The organism is Stenotrophomonas sp. TWI809 (genome assembly GCF_039673205.1).
GTDB lineage: Bacteria > Pseudomonadota > Gammaproteobacteria > Xanthomonadales > Xanthomonadaceae > Stenotrophomonas.
Genome location: NZ_JBDJLE010000008.1, coordinates 65,556 through 84,510, shown reverse-complemented (window position 1 = coordinate 84,510; position 18,955 = coordinate 65,556). Strand labels below are relative to the sequence as shown.

20 protein-coding genes are annotated in these 18,955 nt (G+C 67.8%); 12 read left to right on the top strand and 8 right to left on the bottom strand.

Features of this window, described 5'->3' with window-relative positions; translation table 11 throughout:
• Window positions 1–98 precede the first annotated feature (98 nt).
• From ABE472_RS08575 to ABE472_RS08565, 3 genes are all read left to right on the top strand, one after another.
• Entirely contained in the window at window positions 99–1,454 is a 1,356-nt protein-coding gene (locus ABE472_RS08575; RefSeq protein ID WP_121038664.1) for an Hsp70 family protein, read from the top strand.
• A gap of 317 nt (window positions 1,455–1,771) precedes the next feature.
• A complete protein-coding gene (locus ABE472_RS08570) occupies window positions 1,772–2,071 on the top strand; it encodes a YkgJ family cysteine cluster protein (protein ID WP_080114834.1) in 300 nt (99 codons plus the stop codon).
• Window positions 2,072–2,082: 11 nt separating this feature from the next.
• Window positions 2,083–2,262 (top strand): hypothetical protein, encoded by a 180-nt coding sequence (locus ABE472_RS08565; protein ID WP_019183415.1) that lies wholly within the window; start codon window positions 2,083–2,085, stop codon window positions 2,260–2,262.
• A gap of 45 nt (window positions 2,263–2,307) precedes the next feature.
• Here ABE472_RS08565 and ABE472_RS08560 read toward each other — a convergent pair whose 3' ends face one another.
• Genes ABE472_RS08560 through ABE472_RS08550 form a run of 3 tightly spaced genes read right to left on the bottom strand, consistent with a single transcriptional unit; the run spans window position 2,308 to window position 4,294 of the window.
• Window positions 2,308–3,189, bottom strand: coding sequence for a DUF4097 family beta strand repeat-containing protein (locus ABE472_RS08560; RefSeq protein ID WP_313211380.1), 882 nt, complete (start codon window positions 3,187–3,189; stop codon window positions 2,308–2,310).
• An 11-nt stretch (window positions 3,190–3,200) separates the two neighbouring features.
• On the bottom strand, window positions 3,201–3,713 hold the full coding sequence (locus ABE472_RS08555) for a hypothetical protein (protein WP_346463023.1): 513 nt from the start codon (window positions 3,711–3,713) through the stop codon (window positions 3,201–3,203).
• Window positions 3,710–4,294 (bottom strand): sigma-70 family RNA polymerase sigma factor, encoded by a 585-nt coding sequence (locus ABE472_RS08550; protein WP_313211378.1) that lies wholly within the window; start codon window positions 4,292–4,294, stop codon window positions 3,710–3,712. Before ABE472_RS08550 ends, ABE472_RS08555 begins: the two co-directional genes overlap by 4 nt.
• A gap of 310 nt (window positions 4,295–4,604) precedes the next feature.
• Here ABE472_RS08550 and ABE472_RS08545 point away from each other — a divergent pair, with 310 nt between their 5' ends.
• Both ABE472_RS08545 and ABE472_RS08540 read left to right on the top strand, forming a co-directional pair.
• A complete protein-coding gene (locus ABE472_RS08545) occupies window positions 4,605–4,796 on the top strand; it encodes a hypothetical protein (protein WP_313211377.1) in 192 nt (63 codons plus the stop codon).
• A gap of 80 nt (window positions 4,797–4,876) precedes the next feature.
• Window positions 4,877–5,458, top strand: a complete 582-nt coding sequence (locus ABE472_RS08540) for a mechanosensitive ion channel family protein (protein WP_313211376.1) — start codon at window positions 4,877–4,879, stop codon at window positions 5,456–5,458.
• Window positions 5,459–5,503: 45 nt separating this feature from the next.
• Here the strand turns inward: ABE472_RS08540 and ABE472_RS08535 are convergent, their stop codons facing one another.
• Together ABE472_RS08535 and ABE472_RS08530 are read right to left on the bottom strand one after the other, a co-directional pair.
• On the bottom strand, window positions 5,504–5,770 hold the full coding sequence (locus tag ABE472_RS08535; protein WP_121038682.1) for a DksA/TraR family C4-type zinc finger protein: 267 nt from the start codon (window positions 5,768–5,770) through the stop codon (window positions 5,504–5,506).
• A gap of 109 nt (window positions 5,771–5,879) precedes the next feature.
• Window positions 5,880–6,431 carry a DUF2058 domain-containing protein gene (locus ABE472_RS08530; protein WP_313211375.1) on the bottom strand — a complete coding sequence of 184 codons (552 nt, stop codon included), beginning with the start codon at window positions 6,429–6,431 and terminating at the stop codon, window positions 5,880–5,882.
• A gap of 72 nt (window positions 6,432–6,503) precedes the next feature.
• On the opposite strand from ABE472_RS08530, the gene ABE472_RS08525 reads away from it, so the two are divergent.
• The 3 genes from ABE472_RS08525 to ABE472_RS08515 all read left to right on the top strand — a co-directional run bounded on the left by ABE472_RS08525 (window position 6,504) and on the right by ABE472_RS08515 (window position 9,419).
• A complete protein-coding gene (locus ABE472_RS08525) occupies window positions 6,504–7,001 on the top strand; it encodes a M48 family metallopeptidase (RefSeq protein WP_313211374.1) in 498 nt (165 codons plus the stop codon).
• A gap of 81 nt (window positions 7,002–7,082) precedes the next feature.
• A complete protein-coding gene (locus tag ABE472_RS08520; RefSeq protein WP_121038691.1) occupies window positions 7,083–7,793 on the top strand; it encodes an rRNA pseudouridine synthase in 711 nt (236 codons plus the stop codon).
• A 48-nt stretch (window positions 7,794–7,841) separates the two neighbouring features.
• Window positions 7,842–9,419: a phospholipase D family protein gene (locus tag ABE472_RS08515; RefSeq protein ID WP_346463024.1), complete on the top strand. Its 1,578-nt coding sequence runs from the start codon at window positions 7,842–7,844 to the stop codon at window positions 9,417–9,419.
• Between the two features lies 1 nt (window position 9,420).
• On the opposite strand, the gene ABE472_RS08510 is transcribed toward ABE472_RS08515, so the two are convergent.
• Window positions 9,421–10,536: an HDOD domain-containing protein gene (locus ABE472_RS08510; protein WP_346466018.1), complete on the bottom strand. Its 1,116-nt coding sequence runs from the start codon at window positions 10,534–10,536 to the stop codon at window positions 9,421–9,423.
• A 287-nt stretch (window positions 10,537–10,823) separates the two neighbouring features.
• Between ABE472_RS08510 and ABE472_RS08505 the strand changes: the two genes are divergently transcribed.
• Window positions 10,824–11,921 (top strand): Glu/Leu/Phe/Val dehydrogenase dimerization domain-containing protein, encoded by a 1,098-nt coding sequence (locus ABE472_RS08505; protein WP_346466017.1) that lies wholly within the window; start codon window positions 10,824–10,826, stop codon window positions 11,919–11,921.
• Window positions 11,922–11,999: 78 nt separating this feature from the next.
• Here the strand turns inward: ABE472_RS08505 and ABE472_RS08500 are convergent, their stop codons facing one another.
• Window positions 12,000–14,867, bottom strand: coding sequence for a S8 family serine peptidase (locus tag ABE472_RS08500; protein WP_346466016.1), 2,868 nt, complete (start codon window positions 14,865–14,867; stop codon window positions 12,000–12,002).
• Window positions 14,868–15,042: 175 nt separating this feature from the next.
• Between ABE472_RS08500 and ABE472_RS08495 the strand changes: the two genes are divergently transcribed.
• From ABE472_RS08495 to ABE472_RS08485, 3 genes are all read left to right on the top strand, one after another.
• Window positions 15,043–16,218, top strand: coding sequence for a thiolase family protein (locus ABE472_RS08495; protein ID WP_121038700.1), 1,176 nt, complete (start codon window positions 15,043–15,045; stop codon window positions 16,216–16,218).
• Between the two features lie 124 nt (window positions 16,219–16,342).
• Window positions 16,343–16,684 (top strand): hypothetical protein, encoded by a 342-nt coding sequence (locus ABE472_RS08490; RefSeq protein ID WP_088434503.1) that lies wholly within the window; start codon window positions 16,343–16,345, stop codon window positions 16,682–16,684.
• Window positions 16,685–16,835: 151 nt separating this feature from the next.
• A complete protein-coding gene (locus ABE472_RS08485; RefSeq protein WP_152154110.1) occupies window positions 16,836–17,240 on the top strand; it encodes a hypothetical protein in 405 nt (134 codons plus the stop codon).
• Window positions 17,241–17,316: 76 nt separating this feature from the next.
• Here ABE472_RS08485 and ABE472_RS08480 read toward each other — a convergent pair whose 3' ends face one another.
• Complete coding sequence (locus ABE472_RS08480) at window positions 17,317–18,948, bottom strand: isovaleryl-CoA dehydrogenase (protein ID WP_346466015.1); 1,632 nt, start codon at window positions 18,946–18,948, stop codon at window positions 17,317–17,319.
• Between the last annotated feature and the right edge of the window lie 7 nt (window positions 18,949–18,955).

Here is an 18,955-nt window from a genome sequence, read left to right as displayed (position 1 = left end):
ACGGCCGCTAGTGTAACCGCCCGTTACCGGCTGCCCTTGCGTCGGCGGTCCCGTTGCCGCAAAGTGCGCGCCCCCTGACCACCGGCCCGGCCCCCCGCATGAAACTCGGCATCGACTTTGGCACCAGCAACTCCGCCGCCGCCGTGGTGATCGACGGCAAGGTCGTGCCGATCCAGTTCGGCCAGGCCGAACAGTTCCGCACCACGGTGTATTTCCCCGAGGTGATGCGCGACCCGAACGACTTCGAACTGACCCCGGCGCTGGAGCACGACCTGGCCCGGCTGGTCGACGCGGCCGCGCGCGATGCCCGCGCCGCCGGCCAGGAACGCACCCCCGATGCGCTGCGCCGCGAGGCCCTGCGCGTGGTGCGCCGGCAGTGGATGGAAGAGCAGATGCGCGCCCCGCTCAGCTCCACCACCCTGCTGCAGAACGCGGTCTATGGCGATGACGCGCTGGAGGCCTACTTCGAAGAGAACGAAGGCAACCTGGTGCAGAGCCCCAAGTCGATGCTCGGCTACAACCTGCACCCGCGTGCGCGCCAGACGATTGCCGGCATCGCCACGCACATCCTCGAGCACATCCGCCTGACCGCCTCGCGCCAGCTGGACACGCCGATCCGCACCGCCACGCTGGGCCGCCCGGTCCAGTTCCGCAGCTCGATCGGCGAGGCCGGCAACGCGCAGGCGCTGGAGATCCTGCACGGCGCGGCGATCGCAGCCGGCTTCGACAGCATCGATTTCCTCGAAGAGCCGGCGGCCGCCGCGATGCATTACCACGCCGAGAGCCCGCAGGAGCACGACGCGGTGGTGGTGGATATCGGCGGTGGTACCACCGACGTTGCCCATGCGCGCGTAGGCGGCGGCCAGGCCCCGACCATCCACCGTGCCTGGGGTATCGCCCGGGGCGGTACCGATATCGATCTGGCCTTGAGCCTGGGCGGCTACATGCCGCTGTTCGGCCGCGGCATCACCCGCGTGCCGGCGCACCACTACGTGGAAGCGGCGATGGTGCAGGACATGACCCGCCAGCGTGATTTCCGCCAGCACACCTACCGCGATGTGGACGCGCCGTTCGGGCCGCGCCTGACCGCGCTGCAGGACACCGGCAATACCGCGCGCCTGTACCGTGAAGTCGAGCGCTGCAAGATCGCCCTGAGCAGCGTGGCCAGCCACGACAGCGCGCTGGATTTCATCGAACGCGGCCTGCAGATGCAGATCGATGCCTCGCGGCTGGAAACCGCCGCCGGCGGGTATCTGGGCGAGCTGACCGCCCTGCTGGAGCAGGTGCGCAGCGACATCGGCCACGACCCGGCAGCGGTGTTCCTGACCGGTGGCATGTCGCGCGCCGGCTACCTGCAGCAGGCCGTGGCCAACGCCTTCCCGGGCTCGACCCTGGTCCGCGGAAATCCGTCGTTCGGTGTGGTCCACGGGCTGGCACTGGCCGCCGCCAACTGATCCACCGGCAACGCCAGGCCTTGTCCCACAAGGCCTGAAGAGGTGTGAACGCCCTTATTAACAAAACGTTACGCCGAAAGCGCTATCATCTTTCGGCTTCAAAGCGCAATGCGCTTGACGCAACCAGCACGATCTTCCTGGCCTCCCAGGCCACCGTCCTCTTCGATGCTGCCACCGTCCGGACCTGTCCGCGGTGCCGGTATCGCTCATCGCTGTGATCCGGCTCGTTCACAGCCTGCTGCACCCCGAGCCGCCAAGAGACACTCAGATTGGGCGAACGCCTGGCTGCACTTCTTACATCGTCCGAGCCCGACCCCATCGATTGCCGTCGTTGCGACGCGGTGTGCTGTCGGCTCACCGTCACCGTCATGCCTGACGACAACGTGCCCGGCTACCTGCTGGATACCGATGCGCGTGGCGGCACGGTGATGGCACGCAACGAAGAAGGCTGGTGCGCTGCGATCGACCCGTATCACCTGCGCTGCACGATCTACTCGCAGCGACCCGCGATCTGCCGCCAGTTCGACATGGGCGGCGATGATTGCCGCCTCGTGCGGCAGGACTACCGTCGACAACAGCAGGATCTGTCGACGTTTTCTTCCACGCTTCATCCATAGCAGGAGCATCCATGGCTCGTACGCCAAAGACCTCCCCCAAGGCAAGCAACACCGTTCGCGTCGACCGCAAGCAAGGGTCCAACTCCGCCGTCAGCAGCCAGAGCATCGCTGCGGATCTGGCTGCTTTCCGTAAAGGTGGCGGCAAGATCGAAGTGCTGGGCAATACCCTGGCGCTGAAGAAAGCCGGCTGACGTTGCTGCCGACCGCACCGGCATTGGCCGGTGCGGTGGCCGCACTCAGCGGCCCAGGCTGACCCGCACGCTCCCGGAATGGGCGTTGATCGAAATATCCCCATCGCCCGACCCCAGACGCGCATCCAGGCTGCGGCCCGGGCCGTAGCGCGGCTTCTCCACCTGCCCGGCGTCGGACTGGATCCCACCACTGAACGTTTTGACGTTCAACTGCGCCGAGACATTGGCCGGCAGCTTCAGCGCGACCGAACCGCTGACCGTCTGCATCGTCACCTTGCCGCCCGGCGCCATGCCGGTCGCGCTCACATCCAGGCTGCCCGAGACGGTTTCCACCGCCAGCCGCTGGATCCGCCCGGCATTGACGTTGACCCGGCCGGAGACCGATTCGGCCGCTACTTCCCCTGACGCTCCCCCGCCGGCCAGCAACTGGCCACTGACCGTGCGCGCATCCAGGCGTGCGGTCTGCAGCTGCGAGCGGATGCCACCACTGACCGTGTTCAACGTGGTCTCGCCACTGCGCCCGGCCGCGGTGATGCTGCCGCTGACACTGTTGGCCTGCAGGCGGCGCACGTCGATATCGGCCACGTCGATGTCGGCGCTGACGGTGCCCAGCTGCACTTCCACCGAACGCGGCACGCGCAGTTCCAGGGTCGCCCCGCCATTGCTGCGGCCGCGCGGGTACTCCACTTCCCAGCGCACACGGTTGCTGCTCTTGTCCTGCTTGAGGGTGAGCCCATCGGCCATCGAACCGGTCAATGCCACGTCGTTGCGGTCCCAGCCGCGCACGGTGACCTTGCCGGCGATGTTGCTGATTTCCACGCGGCCGCCGGCACCCAGTGGGTGGCGCTCATTGACGTTGGTGGCGGCGTGGGCGACGAGCGGCAGGCACAGGGCCAGGGCGGCGATCAGGGACAGAGGAATGCGCATGGGGTTCTCCTTCAAGTGGGCAGGCCGGCGGACAGCACCGCCTGCTGGGTGAGTTCCAGCCGCAGCGCATAGGTACGCTGCAGTTGCCCGAGCAGATAGCGCGAGCGGGGATTTTCAGCGATGGCCGCGCGGATGTTGTCCGCGCTGGCATCGAGTTCATGCAGGGCCGGGCGCCACGCATCGGTGACATCGGCACTGGGCAAGGCCGCAATCGCCTGCTGGTATTCGCCGGCCATCGCATCGGCCTGGCGCTGCAGCAGCGACGGTGCCGGCGTATGCGGAACCGGCGTGGGCACCACCATCAGCAGCGCCAGTGCGGCGGCCAGGCCGAGCCCGATGCGCAGCGGCCAGCGCTCCCGCCGGCGGCGTGTCGGCAGCGTTGCCACGGCAACCGCCGGGGCGTGGGCCTGGGCCGGCAAATGTGCGGCGATGCCCTGCCAGACCCGTGCCGGCGGAACGCGCTCGGCAGGCAAGGCACGCAGGCGTGCAGTCAGTTCGTCGTGTTCGGAATCATGGGGGTTCATGCGGTTTCTCCTAAGCGTGCACGCAGCAGGCCGCGCGCTCGGTGCAGCTGTGCTTTGGAACTGCCAACGGCCATCTGCAGCTGGTCGGCGATTTCCTGGTGTTTCCACCCTTCGATGTCATGCAGGACCAGGACCGCGCGGGCCCGTGGCGGCAGTGTTTCCAGCGCGCGCTCCAGGTCCATCGAGGTGCCCGCGCAGCGGTCCTGGGCGGGCAGCATCGCCAGCGACTCCCAGCCTTCCTCACCGGCATCGCGTGCATCGCCGGTGGCGTTGGCGCGCAGTTCCATCAGCGCTGCATTCACGCCCAGGCGGTGCAGCCAGGTGCCCAGGCTGCTTTCGAAACGGAAGCCCGGCAGGGCGCGCCATGCCTGCAGGAAGGCCTCCTGCAGGGCATCCTCGGCGCGGGCCGCGTGGCCGCCGCACAGCCGCCACAGCACGGCGTACACACGCGGCGCATGCCGTCGGTAGATGCGTTCGTACGCGGTCACGTCACCGGCGGCTGCGGCACGCACCAGGGCGTGGTCGTCGGCGGCATCGGCCTGGTTCGTGGCGCTGGAGGCGGGCATGGTCGTGTCGAGCATATCCGTTGGATGCGGGGGGCATGGAAAAGGTTTAAGCCCGTTCTGACTTTCTTTTCAGGTGCCTCCGCTTGGGGCTGCCGCGAGCGTGAGGGCCCCGTAGCAACCGGCGGGCCCTCGGCAAATGTCCCCCGGCCGCCGCCTGAAGGCGACGACCTCCTCCTTGATTTTGCCCAGGGGCCTACCGGCCGCTACGGGACTCGCGTGTGGCACGCGTGCGGCAAGGCGGATTATTTCTGCGGTCTTTAAACCTTCCTGGCCGACGCGGCATCCAATCCTCTGTCACTACCGGCGCCCGCCAAGGAGTATCCCCATGTCATCCAGTTGCCTGGCCGTGCTGCTCTCACTGGCCACCGGCTGCACGCTGCCGTGGAGTCCGCTGCAGATCCGGCTCACGCTGGCGCCCGAAGCGCCGGATGTCTGCCTGCAGTACGCGCAGAACGCGCCGCTGTGCGCCTCGGCGATGATCGCTGCGTTCGATGTGTACGGCAGCCCGCGGCCGTAAGCGCACACCACGATGCGGCGAGGCGCATCGGCATTACCATGGCGGGATCGGCACTATCGCTGCAAAGGAATTCCGCCCCCATGAAAGACCATCTGCCCGCCTGGACCCACGAATGGCTGCACTACGGGGTCCCTGCCCTGCAGATTCTGGTGACCCTGCTGGTGGCCTGGCTGCTGCGGCTGGTTGCCCGGCGGCTGATCCGCCGCGTCGGTGAGCACTACACACTCCCGCCGGAAATGATCATGGGCGCACGTCGGGTGTTCACCTTCCTGGTGTATTTCACCGTGCTGCTGATCGTGCTCAACATCGTGGGCGTCTCGGCAACGGTGCTGTGGACCGCCTTCACCGGGTTCGCCGCGGTCGGCGCGGTGGCGTTCTTCGCCGCGTGGAGCGTGCTGTCCAACATCTTCTGCACGCTGCTGATCTTCACCACGCGGCCGTTCCGCCTGCACGATTACATCGAGCTGCTGGAAAACGGTGAGAAGCCTGGACTCAAGGGCCGCGTGATCGACATCAATCTGATCTACACCACGTTGCAGGAAACCGGCAGTGGGCATGAAGGCACGGTCCTGCAGATGCCCAACAACATGTTTTTCCAACGCACCGTGCGCCGTTGGCGCGATCCTTCGCAGGCGCCGGGCGGGATTCAAGGGGACGGCTGAGTCCCGCCGCCGTCGGCCAGGCAATGCCCGCTGCGGGATCGATACCTAGCGCAGCTGGCTGTCCTTGCTGCCGCGGCGGTTGTAGCCGCTGCCCTCCTGCTGGGCGGCGTCCTCTTCTTCCTGGCAGCGCACGCATAGTCGTACGCCGGGCACGGCCTTCCGCCGCGCCTCGGGAATGGGCGCGTCGCAGTGCTCGCAGTGGGTCAATCCGGGGCCGTCGCGCAACTGTGCGCGGGCCCGCTGGATGGCCTCATCGACGGTGGCGTCGATCTGATCCTGGACGGCGCCGTCGCCTGCCCAACCTGTCGCCATGATGTGTCTCCCATGCCGGTGTCAGGCCACCAGCATAGACCCGGCCCACGACGCCGAGCCGACGTGGGGCTGAACGCCCGCGGCGCCGGGTGAACGCTTCAGACGGGGCTTACCAGACCAGGTCGTCCGGCACCTGGAACTGGGCGTAGTACGCATCGTCCTCGGCGTTGCCGGTGCTGGGCTCGCTGCCGGGCTGGCTGTTGTCGAGCACGATCACGCTGGCATCGCGCTCGCGGACCTTCTCGGCCGCCGCCCGCGGCAGCAGTTCGAAGCCGTCGCCATGGCGCACGATCACCAGGCTGCCCGAGGCCAGCTGGCGGCGCAGCACGTTGTTGACCAGCAGGGTGCGGATCAGCGTGCCATCGTTGAAGCGGTACTCGCTCTCGCCTTCACGCTTGACCTTGTGTGCCTCGACGATCTGGCGGACCTGGGCCTGCAGTTCCTGGGCGTGGGCCTTGGCTTTGCGCTCGGCTTCCAGCGCGCGATCGCGCTCGGCCTTTTCCGCGCGCAGGCGCTCGGCCTCGCGCTGGCTTTCGCTGGGCGCGGCCGGGGCCTTGCCGTGACGGGCTTTCACCTGTTCACGGGCGGCCTGGGAGACCTGGGATTTCTTGACCAGCCCAGCCTTGAGCAGCTGCTCCTGCAGGGGATTTGCCTTCGCCATACGCCTAGCATCTGTTGTTGCGGGATTCCGGAGGCCATCATACTGGTCTGCCCGTCCCGCCCCAACCGCCCGATGACCGCCCTGAAGTACCTCGCCGGCTATCCCGACGCCCTGCAGCAGCAGGTGCGCGAGCTGATCGCGGGCGACCGGCTGGGGCCGTGGCTGGAGCAGCGCTATGCCGAACTGCATACGGTCCGCAACGACCGCCAGCTCTACGATTACACCCAGGGCCTGAAAGAGCGCTACCTGCGCCAGTCCGCGCCGCTGTCCAAGGTGATCTACGACAGCAGGCTGCAGGTGCTCAAGCACGCGCTGGGCACCCACACCACGGTCTCGCGGGTGCAGGGCAGCCGGCTCAAGGCCAGCCGCGAGATCCGCATCGCCACGGTGTTCCGCGAGGCACCGGCGCCGTTCCTGAAGATGATCGTGGTGCACGAACTGGCCCATCTGAAGGAATCGGACCACAACAAGGCCTTCTACCAGCTGTGTACCCACATGGAAGCGGACTATCACCAGCTGGAGTTCGATCTGCGCCTGTACCTGACCCACCTGGAACGCACGCCGGCCTGAGCCGCAGCGGCCCTCATCGCGCAGCGCCGGGCCCCAGCCAGTACACTCCCCGCCCGTTTCCCGTTTTATGTTGCCTGCCCCATGACCGACCCGATCCGACTCGACAAACGCCTGACCAGCCTGATCGGCTGCTCCCGTGGCGACGCCCAGCGCTACATCGAGGGCGGCTGGGTGACCGTCAACGGCCAGGTGGTCGAACAGCCGCAGACGATGGTCACCGACGAGGACATCGTGCTGCGCGAGAACGCCGAGGCGACCCGCACCGAGACCGTGAGCATGCTGCTGCACAAGCCGGCCGGCATGCGCTCGGACGAACTGTGCGCCCTGGTGACCCCGGAAAGCCGCAGTGAACTCGACGCCACCGGGGTGACCCTGCTGCAGCGGCATTTCCACGCCCTGCAGCTGGTGATGCCGCTGTCCGACGACGAAAGCGGCCTGGTGGTGGTCAGCCAGGACGGGCGCGTGATCTCGCACCTGAAGGATCGCGGCGCAACGCTGGAGCAGGAATACCTGGTGGAAGTCAGTGGCGAGCTGGCGCCCTACGGCATGAAGCGCCTCGCGCACGGCCTGAGCTTCCGCAGCTGGCCGTTGCCACCGTGCAAGGTGAGCTGGCAGAACGAAACCCGCCTGCGCTTTGCGATCAAGCCGGTGCATCCGGGCCAGCTGCGCGACATGTGCGCCCAGGTCGGGCTGGAGGTCATCAGCATCCGCCGCCTGCGCATCGGCCGCGTGGCGATGGGCAAGCTGGTCCCGGGCCAGTGGCGTTACCTGGCACCGGACGAGCGTTTCTAAACCGCGCCAGCACTCGCCCTGCACGCCCCGGCCGCTTACGATCGGGGCATGACCGAGAAAAAACCGTTCTGGCGCCGGCTGCTGCGCTGGCTGGGGATCGTTGTCGCCCTGCTGATCCTGCTGGTCCTCAGCGGCCTGCTGCTGGCCGACCACCTCACCCCGCAGGCCGTGGGCGAGCGTTCGACGGTGCTGCCCACCCAGGCCGACCAGACCCCGATCGATCGCGAGCTGGTCCGCCTGCAGGCCGAGCACCCCGGCCAGACCGGTGTGGCCTTCCTGTCCGACGGGCTGGACGCGTACGCCGCACGCGCGGTGATCACCCAGCACGCCGGGCGCAGCCTGGACCTGCAGTACTACATCTGGCACGACGACCTCATCGGCCATCTCATGGCCAACGAGCTGTACCGCGCGGCCGAGCGCGGCGTGCGGGTACGCATCCTGCTCGATGACATGAACGCGCAGGACAAGGACGCGCTGATGATGGCGCTCGATGCGCACCCCAACATCGAGATCCGCCTGTACAACCCGTTCCGCAACCGCAACGGACTCTGGCGGCTGGTCGAGATGGTGCAGCGCGTTTTCAGCGTCAACCACCGGATGCACAACAAGTCATGGATCGCCGACGGGCGCGTGGCGATCGTCGGTGGCCGCAACATCGGCGAGGAGTATTTCAGCGCACGCCCGGATGTGAACTTCCGCGACCTGGACCTGCTGGTCGCCGGCGAAGCGGTGCAGCAGGCCAACACGATCTTCGACGATTACTGGAACAGCGATACCGCTGTGCCGATCCGTGCGCTGGCGTTCTACACCGAACCGCAGCTGCGCCTGCTGATCCGCGAAAGCGAGCACGAAGCGCGCCTGGACAGTGCCAAGCCCTATCTCGAACGCGTGGCGCGCTCGCAGGCGGCGAAATCGTATTACCGCGATGCGCTGGATCTGCACTGGTCACACCACGTGGAGATCGCCTCGGACCCGCCGATGAAGCACCGCCGCGACGATCAGGCCGACTGGCTGGTGACGCGCCTGGTGCAGGAGCTGGAGAGCGCACAGCACAAAGCCTTGCTGATCTCGCCCTACTTCGTTCCTGGCGAGGACGGCACCGAGGGCTTGGGCGCGATGGTCGCGCGCGGGGCCCAGGTCGCGGTCATCACCAACTCCCTGGCTGCCAATGATGTGGCCGCCGTGCACAGCGGTTACATGCACTACCGGGCACCGTTGCTGCGCAGTGGCGTGCAGCTGTACGAGCTCAAATCGCGCGGCAACGTCGATGGCGGCGGTCTGTTCGGCAGCAGTGGCGCCAGCCTGCACACCAAGGCGTTCATGATCGACGACCAGCGCGGCTTCGTCGGCTCATTCAATCTGGACCCGCGCTCGGCGTATCTGAACACCGAGATGGGCGTGCTGTTCAACGATCCGGTGCTCGCCGCGCAGCTGCGCGAGGAGTACCTGCGCCTGGCCAGCCCACGCCAGAGCTACTGGGTGGCCCTGGGACCGGACGGCGACGTGCGGTGGCTGGAGCGCGATGCGCAGCCGCCGCACTGGCTGTATACCGAACCGGACACCGGGTTCTGGCTGCGGGCCAGCGCACGCGCGATCAGCTGGCTGCCGCTGGAGTCGCAGCTCTAGCTCAGCCGGCCTGGGCCACGTCGCGCTCGGCCTCTTCGCCCTCCAGCGTTTCCACGGCGCGCCCGTGCACGCGCCGCCAGATCCACTGCAGTGCGTGCGGCGGTGTGTCGTCCAGTTGCTCCAGCAACGCCAGGGCCTGGACCTGACCGATCTGGCCATGGCGGCACAGCAGGCTGGCCGCCGCCGCCGCACGGGCAAAGCGCAGGCTGGCCGCCAGCCCACTGCCACTCTGGCGGATCAAGGCATCGTGCACGGCCTTGGGCAGCTCCCATGCCGCGGCGATGCGGCTGGCCACCGGCAGGGTCCAACTGTCGAGAAGATCCGCCGCCAGCGCGCGCGGCGGGGCGGCGAGCGCCTGTTGCGTGCAGGCATCGAGCAGATGGCGCATCACCAGCGCCGCGCCCAGGCCCTGGGTCAGGCCCAGCCACTGCGCGGCGAAGCCATCTTCATGGGTCACCGTGCGTGCGTGGTCGGCGGCAGCACGCGAGGCCAGCAGCGCATGCTCCCAGATCACCGCACTGAACTGGGGAAAGGCATCGCACTGCAGCTGCATCACCGGCTGCACCAGCACCGCGCTGATGATCTGGCGGATGCCATCGGTACCGACCAGGGTGACCGCACGCTGCAGGGTCTCCACCGGGCGCGCCTGCACCCGGTAGACCGGGCTGTTGGCGATGCGCAGCAGATTGCCGGTCAACACCGGGTCCTGGCCGATGATCCCGGCCATGGCGCGCGCCGAGGCGTCGCTGTCGTTGACGGTCTGGATCAGCTGCGGCAGCAGCTGCGGGCGGCGGGGCAGGTGTTTGGCCGACCAGTCCCGCGCCAGCAGCGAGGCGGTGACGGCATCACGCAGTTCAACGGTGCGCGGGGCCGCGGCGTCGGCGGCATCGCCACTGCGCGGCACCAGTGCCAGGGTATGCAGCCCGGCCTGCAGCACTCCCACCGGATCGGTACCCGGCGCTACCGGGGCAACCGGCAACGCCGCGGCTCGCCCGTGCGTGGCGGTGCCACGGGCCATAGACGGCGCCACCACGGCACGCCGGTGACGGAGCACAGCGGCCATGCCAAGCAGCGCCAGCACGGCGGCGCCGACAACCACAGCGCCGATCATGCCCATGGCCCTGGACGCGCCGGGTCCCGCACTTGCCTTGTTGCGACTGCGCCCACGTGATCCTTCCTGCGATGACCGGCCATCCACACCGTTGCCACGGCATCGGCCTGCGCTTCAGCAACTTTAATGGCCGTGGGGCGCAAGACCCCTGACAACACCGTCCGTCGGAATGCACTAGAATGGCGCCGCGCGACCCGTCCGAGACCCGACGACGTCGCTTTTTTTGTTTTACAACCCACCTTTTGCTGGCGCGTTCGCCGCTGTTCGCCACCGTTCGCACCATCGGAGCCACCATGTTATTTGAAACCCTCGAAACCACCGGTCACGAACAAGTGGTGTTCTGCCACAGCCGCGACGCCGGTCTGAGGGCGATCATCGCCATCCACAACACCACCCTCGGCCCGGCCTTGGGCGGTGTGCGCATGCGTCCCTACGCCAGTACCGACGAGGCCCTGGCCGATGCGCTGCGCCTGAGCCGCACCATGACCTACAAGAACGCCCTGGCCGGCCTCAACGTGGGTGGTGGCAAGGCGGTGATCATCGGCGACCCGAAGCGCGACAAGACCGAAGTGCTGTTCCGCGCCTTCGGCCGCTATGTCGATTCGCTGGGTGGCCGCTACATCACCGCCGAGGACGTCGGCACCGATGTCAACGATATGGAGAACATCTACCTGGAGAGCGAGTACGTCACCGGCGTCCACCAGGTGCATGGCGGCTCCGGTGACCCGGCACCGTTCACCGCATACGGCGCGCTGCAGGCGCTGATGGCGTCGATGCAGCACAAGCTGGGCAATGAGGAAGTGGGCAAGGCCAGCATCGCGGTGCAGGGCCTGGGCCATATCGGCATGGAGCTGGTGAAGCTGCTGCGCGATCGTGGCGCCAAGCTGTACGTCAGCGACCTGGACAGCACGCGCGTGGATCGCGCTGTCACCGAATACGGTGCAGAGGCGGTCAAGCCGGAAGACATCTACGACGTCAACGCCGACATCTTCGCGCCCTGCGCGCTGGAAGGCGCGATCAATCCAGACACGCTGCCGCGCCTGAAGTGCAAGATCGTCTGTGGTACCGCCAACAACCAGCTCTCCAGCCTGGAGGTCGGCGATGAACTGCACGCGCGCGGCATCCTCTACGCACCGGATTACGCGGTCAACGCCGGTGGCGTCATGAACGTCTCGCTGGAGATCGACGGCTACAACCGTGAGCGCGCGATGCGCCTGATCCGCAGCATCTACCACAACCTCGGCCGCATCTTCGCGCTGTCGCAGAGCGAGGGCATCGCCCCGCAGCGCGCCGCCGACCAGATCGCCGAATCGCGCATCCTGTCGATCGGCAAACTGAAGATGCCGCTGGGCCGCAGCACGCCGCGCCGGGGCAGCCTGCGCGGCAACTGAGCCGTTGCGCTGACAAACGAAGAGGGCGCGATCATCGATCGCGCCCTCTTTTTTCGTGCGTCGCGGCCAGGCCCGCGTCTAGAACCCAGCCGAATACCGCAGCTGCGCCTGGCGCAGATCGCCGCGTGGCCCAAAGCGCTGGTCGTACCCGAATGCCAGGCGGCTGTTGCGGCTCAACCATGACTCCAGCGAAAGCCCGAACAACCCGCCCGAGCGGGCCGGCTGCACCCCGGCCACCGGCGCCCAGGCCTCGACACCGACGAAGCTGGCATCCAGCGAAAGGCCGTCGCTGGACAGATGCTGCTGCCATTCGGCATAGCCGCGCAGCGACCAGCCGCCCCAGCGCCGCTCGGCGCGCAGGCCGGCCAACGCCTGGCTGCGCGTACTCACGGCATCGCGCGCGCGCAGACCGAAACCCATGCCGCCTGTTTCACTGAAACCATCGCTGTCCACCCGGGCGTACTCGGCGCCCAGGTAAGGCGTCAGCGAGGCGGTGGCACTGCCGAAACGGTAGCCCGACTCCACGCTGGCCGCGCTGAAGCTGCCGCCATAGCGCGCATTGACGCCGTACTGCCCCGCACCGAGCAGCAACTGGCGATCGATCTCACGGGTGAACTGGCCCGCGCCGATCTGGCCCATCGCATAGGCGCGGCCGGTGCCCCAGCCGGCATACACCTGCGCCTGCGACTGACGGTCGCGGCCGCGGTCACTGCCCCACTCGCGGCTGCCGTAGCTGCGCGTTTCACCGAACGCGACACCGAGCATGCCGTGGCTGCCCAACGCCATGTCCTGGCCCATCATCCAGCCGCGGGTCGCCACGCCGTTGCCGGCGAAACTGCCTTGGCCCGCCTCGCCCAGCGTGCTCTGCCAGGCACCGCGCAGGCGTGGCACGGCCTGCACCTCACCGAGCCGTGCCGACAGCGCACGTCGGTTCATGTCGATGCTGTCGAAGGTCGCTGCCGTGGCCAGGGCATGCGCCTTGCCGGAGAGGCTGTCCAGGCTGGCCTGCAAGGCGCTGGCGCCATCCACCTGCTGCAGCTTCCCGGCCCCGTCGGCAAACCCGTCCAGTGCCGCACCGTTGCGATCCAGCACTTCAAACGCGGATTCGACCCGCGCTGCCGAGGCCAGCGCCGTGCCGCCCAGGCCAGCCTGGAGGCTGGCGCTTGTGACGCTGATGCGGTCGATGACCATGGTGACGTCGTTGTTGGCGTGCAGCAGGCTGGCCTGGAGCAGGCTGCCGGGTGCCAGTCCGTTGGTGACGCTGGCGAACGTGCCGGCCACCCCACCATCGGCGTGCAGCAGTGGCTGCGTGCGTCCGTCACGGGGCACGTAACCGGCGATGATGCTGTCCACACGGACCGTGCCGGCCAGCGTGGCGGTGCCGTTCACCATGAGCGGGTTGGCCCCCAGTGCGACGACCAGTTGCGCGCCGGCACGCTGGATGTAGTTGCCTTCGATGACCGCATCGATGTTGTCGCTGCGCAGCATCACGCTGGCGCCGTTGTCCACGTTGCCACTCACCCGCGTGGTGCCGTTCATGAACTGCAGCGCCGCGCCGTTGGGGTCACCGGCCTGCGGCACGATGAGCACGTTGGAACGCAGCGACGCACCGCCGCGCAGCGCGAGGGTGCCGCGCTCGATGAACGTGTCACCGGTGTAGGTATTGGCGCCGGCCAGGGTCAACGCACCCGTACCCTGCTTGGTCAGTCCGCCGCTGCCGCTGATGTCGTTGCTCCATACCGAATTCAGCCCCGGCGTGCTGACATTGACCGTCGTATCGCCCCAGTCCAGCCTGGCCGGACCGTTGATCGCCTTGGCGATGTTGAGCAGGCCATAGCCGAACGTTCTGTCCACGCCGGCCGCACCGAGATCGGTGGCCGTGCCGAGCAGCGTCTGGCGCACCAGATCATTGGTGAAATACGGGTACTTCTGCCACACCAGGGCGGCCGCGCCGGAGACCAGCGGCGCCGCGTAGGACGTGCCCGAACCGTAAAAGTACGTTGGCGTGCCCCCTTTGCTGGCGGGATCGACGTAGGCCACCGTGCCCGGGGCGGCCAGGCAATAGCGTGCCGCCACGCCACAGGCGTTGGCATACGAAGCCAGCTTGCTCGGGTCGGCGGTGTCCACTGCGGTCACGCTCAGCCAGCCGCGTTCCAGATCCGCAGCGGGCAGGCTGCCGCCCGGGCCGACCTGGCTGGGCAGCGCCGCCATGCTGGACGGATTGGGCTTGCTCTCGTTGCCGGTGGCGAACACCACCAGGCCGCCGTTGCTGAGGATGAAGGGGCGGTATTCCTGGGCGATCGGCGCGGTGGCGGAGGGGTTGGTCCAGTACAGGCCGCCCCACGAGTTGTTCATGATCTTGACGCCGGCGGCGATCAGATCCTGATGCACACCGTCCAGACCGACTGCACCGGTGATCTCGTTGCCACTGCCCGAACCGTCATCGACGGGGCGCTTGTCAGCAATGATGCGCGCCGAGACGATCTGCGCTTCGCTGGCCACACCACCCGGCCAGCTGCCGACCCTGGCGCCGGCCGCCAGCTGGGCCACCACGGTGCCGTGACCGACCACGTCATCCACATTGACATTGTTCACGCGGGGATCGACATAGGTGTAATTGGCCAGCACCCGCCCGTTCAGTGCCGGGTGCTCGCGGTTCACGCCCGAATCGACCACGCCGATGCGCACGCCGGACCCGGTCCAGCCGGCAGACTGCGCCGGGCCCGCCTGGACGATGCTCAGGTGCGCATCGATGGACGGCTGCGGCGGCGGGGCCGTGGTCGGCGGCGGCGAAGGCGGTGTGGTGGGCGGCGGCGACGGGGGCGTGGTCGGGGGAGGCGACGGCTCCAGGTCCCCGCGGACATTGCTGCCCCCGCCTCCGCACGCACTCAGTGCCAGCGCCAATGCCGCGGCCAAGGCCGACCTGCCGATCACAACCTGCTTCATCCCTGCTCCCCTTGTGAATGGACCTTCCCCACCTGCCTGCCCCCGGGCAGACACCGGCAGTCAATGCCGACCCTCTATACTGGACCGACCCCCACGCAGTCTGCCGGGAAATGCGTCGGCTTCCAACGCCCGCGTTCCCATTCCGCTCTTCGCTCACGCACCAAAGAGATTGCACATGTCCAACATCGTCATCGCCGCCGCCAAGCGCACCGCCATCGGCTCCTTCCTGGGCCAGTTCAACGGCGTGCCGTCCCCGACCCTGGGGTCCACCGTGATCGCCGCGGCCCTGGAGCAGTCCGGAGTACCGGCTGCGGACGTTTCCGAAGTGATCATGGGCTGCGTGCTGCCGGCCAACCTCGGTCAGGCGCCGGCCCGCCAGGCCGCGATCGCCGCCGGGATTCCGGTCTCCACCGGCGCCACCACCCTCAACAAGGTGTGCGGCTCGGGCATGAAGGCCATCATGCTGGGGCATGACCTGATCAAGGCCGGCTCGGCCAGCATCGTGGTCGCCGGCGGCATGGAGTCGATGTCCAACGCCCCGCACATGATCCCCAACTCGCGCACCGGCAACCGCTTCGGCAACTTCCAGGTGATCGACCACATGGCCCACGACGGTCTGGTCAATGCGTATGACGGCAAAGCCATGGGCGAGTTCGCCGAGTGCACCGTGGAGAAGTACCAGGTCAGCCGCGAGGACCAGGATGCCTTCGCCATCGAATCGGTGCGCCGTGCGCAGGCCGCCCAGGCCAATGGCGCTTTCGATGGTGAAATCGTTCCGGTGAAGGTCAGCACGCGCAAGGGTGAGGTCGAATACGCACAGGACGAGCAGCCGAGCCGCTCGGACATCGCCAAGATCCCGACCCTGCGCCCGGCGTTCAAGAAGGACGGCACGGTCACCGCCGCCAGCTCGTCGAGCATCTCCGACGGCGCTGCCGCCGTGGTGCTGCTGTCCGAAGAAGATGCCGCCGCCCGCGGGCTGCAGCCGCTGGCCCGCATCGTCGGCCATGCGACGCACTCGCAGGCGCCGGAATGGTTCACCACCGCCCCCATCGGTGCGATCCAGAAGCTGCTGGAGAAGACCGGCTGGACGCTGGACCAGGTGGATCTGTTCGAGATCAACGAAGCCTTCGCCGTGGTCGCGATGGCGCCGATCCGCGAGCTGGGCATTCCGCACGACAAGGTCAATGTCAATGGCGGCGCCTGCGCATTGGGTCATCCCATCGGTGCCTCCGGTGCACGGCTGGTGGTCACGCTGGTGAACGCATTGCGCAAGCGTGACGCCAAGCGCGGAATTGCTACCCTGTGCATCGGCGGCGGCGAAGCAACCGCCATCGCTATCGAATTGATTTGATTTGATTTAACGCGCATTTCTCAAAACTGAATGCGCGATCGCTTGACAGCCAATCGTGGCTTGTCATCATGTTGCCGGGCGCGCAATAGCGCGTTGCCTAATCTAACGACGAGGATTCACAACAATGAGCATCAACAAGCTGCTGATCGCAATGGCCCTGGGCCTGGCTCTGACCGCCTGCTCGAAGCAGGAGCAGGCTGCTGACGCCGCCGCTTCGGCCAACGAAGCTGCCGCTGACGCCCAGGCCGCTGCTGACCAGGCCGCTGCTGCTGGCGCCCCGGCTGCTGACGCTGCCCAGGCTGCTGCCGACACCGCCACCACCGCTGCTGACGCTTCGGCCGATGCCGCTGCCCAGGCTGCTGGCGCTGCCACCGACGCTGCTGCCGACCAGGCTGCTGACGCTGCCAAGGCTGCCGAAGGCACCGCCGAGAAGGCCAAGGACGCTGCTGAAGAAGCCAAGAAGTAATAACTTCTTTCTTCAAGCAAGTCTGAAGAAGCCGCTGGTTCGCCAGCGGCTTTTTCTTTGGGCGCGTGTTGTGCATGTCCTGCCGCGCACCGGTTCTTCACAGGCGCATGAATAGGCTGGCCTCCCATCCATCGCCGTTCTGGAGCGCCACATGAAGATCCGTCCGCTGACCACCTCCCTGCTGGCTGCTTCCCTGCTGCTCGGCCTGGCCGCGTGCAAGGGCCCGGAGGCCGAACAGGCCCGCCGTGATGCCGCCCAGGCCGCCGACAGCACCAATGCCGCCGCGCGCGAAGCGGTCGACAAGGCCGCGGCCGCCACCCGCACTGCCGCCGACGATGCCGCTGCCGCCTCCGAGCGCGCCGCCGCCGACACCCAGCAGGCGCTCGACCGCGCTGCCGCAGCGACCTCCGAGGCCGCTGGCGAGGCCAAGGTCGCCGCCAAGGATGCGGCTGCCCACGCCAGCGATTCCACTGCCGATGCCGCGCAGAAGGTCGCCGACAAGGCGCGCGACGTTGCCGACGATGCCAAGAAGAACGCCAACGAAGCCAAGCGCTGAGTCCGGCGTCCCTCACGCCGCCTTCGGGTGTGACCAACGCCCCCTCTCCTGAGGGGGCGTTTTCATTGGGGCGCGTTCACGGCAGCGCGCGGCTCAGCACGGCCGCGAAGTCCACGTCGGCCGGCAACGTCCCGAACGCCATCCCATGCTCGGCACCCAGCCGCGAGCGGATGAAGGCCGATGCGTTCGGGCTCTGCGCGCGCAGCAGTACCGCGGCCTGCAACACCAGCGCCAGGCGTTCGGTGATACGGCGGGCCTGTGCTTGTTCCGGCGTTGCCGCGAGCTGCATGCGCAACGCCCGCAGGGCGGCGTCATAGATCGCATCCACACCGGCCACCGCATCCAGCTCGGCGTCCAGCGCCTGCAGCACCTGTGGTTCGCGCGACAGCGCACGCAGCACATCCAGGCACTGGATGTTGCCGCTGCCTTCCCAGATGGAATTCAACGGCGCTTGACGATACAGCCGTGGCAGCATCGACTCTTCCACATAGCCGGCACCGCCGAGGCACTCCTGCGCTTCATTGACGAACACGGCCGCGCGCTTGCACACCCAGTACTTGCCCACTGCCGTCGTGATGCGCGCGAATGCCGCCTGCTGCGGATCCGTCCCGGCCTGATCCACCGCCCGTGCCACGCGCATGGCGAACACCGTGGCCGCTTCGGATTCGATCGCCAGGTCTGCCAGTACGTTGGCCATCAGCGGATGCTCGCTCAGCCGCGTGCCGAAACTGCTGCGATGCCGGGTGTGATGCAGCGCCTGCGCCAGCGCCATGCGCATCTCGGCGGCGGCACCGAGCATGCAGTCCAGCCGCGTCATCATGACCATGCCGATGATGGTCGCCACCCCGCGCCCCTCCTCGCCCACCCGCTGCGCCCAGGCCCCGCACAACTCCACCTCGCTGGAAGCGTTGGACCAGTCGCCAAGCTTGTCTTTCAAGCGCATCAGACGGAACGCGTTGCGGTGGCCATCGGCCAGGCGCCGCGGCATGAGGAAACAGCTCAGGCCGCCCGGCGCCTGCGCCAGCACCAGGAAGCCATCGGACATCGGCGCGGAGAAGAACCACTTATGGCCCACCAACGCAAAGCTGCCATCGGCCTGGGGCTCGGCCCGCGTGGTGTTGCTGCGTACGTCCGAACCGCCCTGCTTCTCGGTCATGCCCATGCCCAGGGTGATCCCGGCCTTGTCGGCAATCGGTACGTCACGCGGGTCGTAGTGAGGCGCTGCCGCCTTGTCCGCCCAGGCGGCGAGCGACGGATCCTGGCGCAACACGGCGACCGCAGCGTGGGTCATCGTCAACGGGCAACTGGTGCCCGCCTCGGCCTGGTGATGCAGGTAGCTCAACGCCGCACGTGCCACGTGCGCGCCGGGGCGACCATCGTGCCAGGACAGCCCGGCCACGCCATGCGTTTTCGCCGCCGTCATCAGCTGGTGGTATGCCGGATGGAACTCGACGGTATCGATGCGATGGCCCTGTGCATCGTGGGTGCGCAGACGCGGGCGATCGCGATTGGCATCGAAGCCGATCCGATAGAGCTCATCGCCGGCGAGACCGCCATAGCGCGCCAACTGGCCCGCGAACGCGGCGCCGCCTTCGCGCTGTACTGCCTCGGCCAGCGCGACGTCGTCGGCCCACAGATTGCGCCCCCCGAAAGGTGGCGGCTGGTTGCTCACCTGGTGCGTTTCGAACGCGGGCAATGCAGACGTCATCACGGCG

Bases quoted from the DNA above. Each gene is read 5' to 3' on its own strand.
- ABE472_RS08575 (WP_121038664.1), top strand. From the start codon at position 99: ATGAAACTCGGCATCGACTTTGGCACCAGCAACTCCGCCGCCGCCGTG.
- ABE472_RS08565 (WP_019183415.1), top strand. From the start codon at position 2,083: ATGGCTCGTACGCCAAAGACCTCCCCCAAGGCAAGCAACACCGTTCGC.
- ABE472_RS08560 (WP_313211380.1), bottom strand. From the start codon at position 3,189: ATGCGCATTCCTCTGTCCCTGATCGCCGCCCTGGCCCTGTGCCTGCCG.
- ABE472_RS08555 (WP_346463023.1), bottom strand. From the start codon at position 3,713: ATGAACCCCCATGATTCCGAACACGACGAACTGACTGCACGCCTGCGT.
- ABE472_RS08550 (WP_313211378.1), bottom strand. From the start codon at position 4,294: ATGCTCGACACGACCATGCCCGCCTCCAGCGCCACGAACCAGGCCGAT.
- ABE472_RS08545 (WP_313211377.1), top strand. From the start codon at position 4,605: ATGTCATCCAGTTGCCTGGCCGTGCTGCTCTCACTGGCCACCGGCTGC.
- ABE472_RS08540 (WP_313211376.1), top strand. From the start codon at position 4,877: ATGAAAGACCATCTGCCCGCCTGGACCCACGAATGGCTGCACTACGGG.
- ABE472_RS08535 (WP_121038682.1), bottom strand. From the start codon at position 5,770: ATGGCGACAGGTTGGGCAGGCGACGGCGCCGTCCAGGATCAGATCGAC.
- ABE472_RS08530 (WP_313211375.1), bottom strand. From the start codon at position 6,431: ATGGCGAAGGCAAATCCCCTGCAGGAGCAGCTGCTCAAGGCTGGGCTG.
- ABE472_RS08525 (WP_313211374.1), top strand. From the start codon at position 6,504: ATGACCGCCCTGAAGTACCTCGCCGGCTATCCCGACGCCCTGCAGCAG.
- ABE472_RS08520 (WP_121038691.1), top strand. From the start codon at position 7,083: ATGACCGACCCGATCCGACTCGACAAACGCCTGACCAGCCTGATCGGC.
- ABE472_RS08515 (WP_346463024.1), top strand. From the start codon at position 7,842: ATGACCGAGAAAAAACCGTTCTGGCGCCGGCTGCTGCGCTGGCTGGGG.
- ABE472_RS08510 (WP_346466018.1), bottom strand. From the start codon at position 10,536: ATGGGCATGATCGGCGCTGTGGTTGTCGGCGCCGCCGTGCTGGCGCTG.
- ABE472_RS08505 (WP_346466017.1), top strand. From the start codon at position 10,824: ATGTTATTTGAAACCCTCGAAACCACCGGTCACGAACAAGTGGTGTTC.
- ABE472_RS08500 (WP_346466016.1), bottom strand. From the start codon at position 14,867: ATGAAGCAGGTTGTGATCGGCAGGTCGGCCTTGGCCGCGGCATTGGCG.
- ABE472_RS08495 (WP_121038700.1), top strand. From the start codon at position 15,043: ATGTCCAACATCGTCATCGCCGCCGCCAAGCGCACCGCCATCGGCTCC.
- ABE472_RS08490 (WP_088434503.1), top strand. From the start codon at position 16,343: ATGAGCATCAACAAGCTGCTGATCGCAATGGCCCTGGGCCTGGCTCTG.
- ABE472_RS08485 (WP_152154110.1), top strand. From the start codon at position 16,836: ATGAAGATCCGTCCGCTGACCACCTCCCTGCTGGCTGCTTCCCTGCTG.
- ABE472_RS08480 (WP_346466015.1), bottom strand. From the start codon at position 18,948: ATGACGTCTGCATTGCCCGCGTTCGAAACGCACCAGGTGAGCAACCAG.